Origin of the sequence: Bartonella sp. AA97HXZ, assembly GCF_042196985.1 — a bacterium.
Classification (GTDB): Bacteria; Pseudomonadota; Alphaproteobacteria; order Rhizobiales; family Rhizobiaceae; genus Bartonella.
Genome location: NZ_JBHIRC010000052.1, coordinates 1 through 2,802, shown reverse-complemented (window position 1 = coordinate 2,802; position 2,802 = coordinate 1). Strand labels below are relative to the sequence as shown.

Annotated in this window: 4 protein-coding genes and 1 pseudogene; 3 read left to right on the top strand and 2 right to left on the bottom strand. The window is 38.1% G+C overall.

Annotated elements, in window-relative coordinates; all coding sequences use genetic code 11:
- From ACFINE_RS09505 to ACFINE_RS09495, 3 genes and pseudogenes are all read left to right on the top strand, one after another.
- Positions 1-666, top strand: a pseudogene (locus ACFINE_RS09505) (late control protein); the annotation flags it as partial.
- 302 nt (positions 667-968) lie between these two features.
- A complete protein-coding gene (locus ACFINE_RS09500) occupies positions 969-1,700 on the top strand; it encodes an antA/AntB antirepressor family protein (RefSeq protein WP_375621865.1) in 732 nt (243 codons plus the stop codon).
- Positions 1,697-1,975, top strand: coding sequence for a hypothetical protein (locus ACFINE_RS09495; protein ID WP_375621864.1), 279 nt, complete (start codon positions 1,697-1,699; stop codon positions 1,973-1,975). Before ACFINE_RS09500 ends, ACFINE_RS09495 begins: the two co-directional genes overlap by 4 nt.
- A 42-nt stretch (positions 1,976-2,017) precedes the next feature.
- Here the strand turns inward: ACFINE_RS09495 and ACFINE_RS09490 are convergent, their stop codons facing one another.
- On the bottom strand, positions 2,018-2,338 hold the full coding sequence (locus tag ACFINE_RS09490; RefSeq protein WP_375621863.1) for an addiction module antidote protein: 321 nt from the start codon (positions 2,336-2,338) through the stop codon (positions 2,018-2,020).
- Positions 2,325-2,627, bottom strand: a complete 303-nt coding sequence (locus ACFINE_RS09485) for a type II toxin-antitoxin system RelE/ParE family toxin (protein ID WP_317994005.1) — start codon at positions 2,625-2,627, stop codon at positions 2,325-2,327. The genes ACFINE_RS09490 and ACFINE_RS09485 overlap by 14 nt, the downstream gene beginning before the upstream one ends.
- Between the last annotated feature and the right edge of the window lie 175 nt (positions 2,628-2,802).

Below are 2,802 nucleotides of genomic sequence, written 5' to 3'. Positions count from 1 at the left end.
GAAGCAGGTGCCGCCAATGGATTAAAGACAGATGCAGGAGATGATCAAAAAGCCGCCGCTGATGCACGAGAACCAGAAGAGATTGATGATGATGAAAACTTTATCCATATGGATGACAATGACAGAGCACCATCATCTGAATCGGAAAAAGCAGAAAAAGAATCTGAGAAAGAAAAAGAAGACAAAGAGAAGAAAGGCGGTGTTCTCGCAACCTATCATGATATCCGCAGTGGTGAAAAAAAAGAAGTCAAAGTTGGTAACCCACCGTTCCATGAACTCAAATACACCTACCATAACCAATCAGAGGCTGTTGCGGCCATTGCCGCTTATCGCAATAAATCATCACGCGGTAAGTTTTCTTTCTCATGTGATATCGGTGGTGATCCGTTTGTGCAAGCAGAAGCAAAGCTTGTTCAAGAGCCCCCTTTCCGCCCCTATATTCCAGCAGAATGGCGCATCAAAAGTGTTAAGCACAAACTTGATAAAACGGGTGGTTACACTACAAAAATAGATTGCGAACTTTTTGATAAAACCCAAGAAAACACAGCTGGAAACGTTGCAAACACCACACCAGACAAAGATGATACCCTTGACCCAAACGCCCCACCTAACGCATGTGATGAAGGCGAAGGCGTTATCCATATGGATGAGGAAGGCATCAATTAGCAAAAATGCAAAAAATTATCAGAAGCCACTTGACAATGTAGCGACAATATGAATAATCGAATCAGGTGCCTCAAAAACACCTTAAATACCAAGCGGGCGAGCTAGCGAGATAGTTTATTTTCCGCACATTAAAGGCTTTGACTCATTGTATGTTACACGCATATAATGATATTGTCGGGTGTGGTTACGCTATACAATACCCTTGCGGGAAAAGCGTAACGACGGACTTGGTACCGTGTTTTTGAGCACCCGGCACTTTTTAAAGAGTGTCAATCAAAAACGTCTATTACCAAGGAGTTCTCATGAACACACTTATAGAAATATCAGAACAGGTCATTGATCAAGAGACTGTTCAAACTGTTAATGCGCGTGATTTGCACGCATTTTTAGGAATTACATCAAAGTTTGCAGACTGGATTAAAAATCGCATTAAAGAATGTAAGTTTCTGGAAAATATAAACTTTATAACGCTTTCTAAAAATTTAGAAAACGGTGGAAAGGTAAAAGAATACCACATTACGTTAGACATGGCTAAACATCTTTCGATGATAGAGCGTAATGATAAAGGGCATGAAGCACGTCAATACTTTATCAAATGTGAACGGCTTTTGAAACAAGTAGCAACACCACAAGTTGACTACTCTAAACCCGAAGCATTGCTTGGTGTTTTGAATCACTTACAAAGCCAAATCGAGCAGAAAGATCATGTTATTGCTGAATTAGCACCAAAAGCAGAAGCTTTAGAAGGTTTAAAACGCTCTGATGGATTGTTTGGTCTTATCGAAGCTGCAAAGATGTTAGAGGTACGCCCAAAGGATTTAACAGATTACTTGCGTAAACATGATTGGGTATATCGACGGGCTCCAGGAGCGCCATTGTTACCTTATCAGGATAAGATCAAGAAAGGATTCATGGATTGCCCTGCTATTACCATTCAAAGACCGGATGGTACAGAAAAGGTGCTGCCTTCAACAAAAATCACATCTAGAGGATTAGCTTGTTTGAGAGAACAAATCCATGGAGGTGTACAATGAAGATAGATACCAACTTCTTATGCGATTTATGGATAGCATTATCTCAATTTTCTAATGATGAAAATGTGAGCGACAAAGATTGTAGTGCTCTGGTTCAAACTATGAATGCAATAGAAAAGGTTCTAGTTTTAAAGCTTCAAGATGACGTGCCCAATATTACAAAAATCTTGGCAATTTTGACAGATTTTGGAGCTTCAGAACTGCCACATAGCATGGATTCTTTGTTGCGAACTTACGAACCAGATTTAGAGAGCCCCATTAAAAAGGTTGCTTAAGTAAAAAATATGCCCCTCCCCGTTCTCAAAATGGGGAGGTGGTTAAGATGCTTCTTCTAAAGTTGTCTGCTCCTTACAATTCTTTTGAATAGGTGTCAAACTCATTTGCAAATTTAAAGCATTCAAAACACTGAGAAAAGTAGAAAGCCGTGGGTCGCCTTTATCACTTAAAGAACGATAGAGGGACTCGCGATTTAAACCTGTCTCTTGAGAAACAGCTGTCATTCCTTGTTTACGTGCAATAATACCTAATACATGTGCAATATAACCACTATTTTTAGTTTCTAAAGCATCATCTAATAAAATCTTAAAGTCTTCAGGCGTGTTAAAATATTCACTTACATCAAATTTAGTAATTTCCATGTTTCATTTCCTTTACTAATTGAAGGGCTTTTTCGATATCTTTTTGTTGTGTGGATTTATCACCAGCATTTAATAACAAAATGATTTGTTTCCCTTGTTTTACAAAATAAACCCGATAGCCTGGTCCATAATTTATTTTTAACTCACCAATACCACGGAAATATTTCACGTCTCCTAGAAGCCCATATTCAAGGCGGAAAATACGTGCAGCAATTTTCTTTTGCACTTGTTTGTCTTTTAATGAGTCTAACCACTCTGTAAAATAGTGTGTTTTTTTAACAATAAACATCTGTAGTTTATATGCTACAAAATTGATAATGTCAAATACATTCTTTTGTTCCAATGAAAAAGCGACATGAGTTTTAACAAGCTATCTTTCCGAATGAGAAAGATGTCAATTTTTTAATCCAGCTCTGCTTTTTGCGGAGCTTTTTTTATGGAGAAGCATATGCGAAAAATATCAT

What these genes read in the sequence shown, in the direction of transcription:
- ACFINE_RS09500 (WP_375621865.1), top strand. Translation starts at nt 969, where the DNA reads ATGAACACACTTATAGAAATATCAGAACAGGTCATTGATCAAGAGACT.
- ACFINE_RS09495 (WP_375621864.1), top strand. Translation starts at nt 1,697, where the DNA reads ATGAAGATAGATACCAACTTCTTATGCGATTTATGGATAGCATTATCT.
- ACFINE_RS09490 (WP_375621863.1), bottom strand. Translation starts at nt 2,338, where the DNA reads ATGGAAATTACTAAATTTGATGTAAGTGAATATTTTAACACGCCTGAA.
- ACFINE_RS09485 (WP_317994005.1), bottom strand. Translation starts at nt 2,627, where the DNA reads ATGTTTATTGTTAAAAAAACACACTATTTTACAGAGTGGTTAGACTCA.